Genomic DNA, 355 nt, shown 5'->3' with positions numbered 1-355 from the left:
ACGCAGGCCGCGGACCTGGCGTTGTGGATCGAGCCGCTCGAGGACGAGGAATGGCCGCACCGCGAGCTGCGGCTCGGCTTCGACACTCAGGCGCGGCTCCTGGAGACCGTGGTCCTGATCTTCAGCAGCGGCGAAGAGATGGTCATTCATGCGATGCCGGCTCGCCGTCAGTACTGGGATCTTCTGCCCTGATCAAACACGCGTTTCTGCCGCCGGTCGCTTGCTACAGGGTGATTCAGGCGGGGCGGGACAGCTCGTGCTCGACGGCTCGGCGAATCCATGCCGAGACTGAGCGGGGTCAAGTCCCGGGTAGTGGTGTAGCGCTGTGCTCCTTCGGCAGGGGTTGTCAGGCGGT

1 protein-coding gene is annotated in these 355 nt (G+C 65.4%); it reads left to right on the top strand.

The features are described 5' to 3' along the window. On the top strand, positions 1-192 hold a 192-nt coding region (locus IEV65_RS15285), incomplete at its 5' end, for a toxin (protein WP_188432343.1). Positions 193-355 lie beyond the last annotated feature (163 nt).

This window comes from Ornithinimicrobium tianjinense, assembly GCF_014636495.1.
In the GTDB taxonomy this organism is placed as follows: domain Bacteria; phylum Actinomycetota; class Actinomycetes; order Actinomycetales; family Dermatophilaceae; genus Ornithinicoccus; species Ornithinicoccus tianjinensis.
Note: the sequence above shows the minus strand (reverse complement) of the source record. Positions and strands in the feature narration are given on the sequence as shown.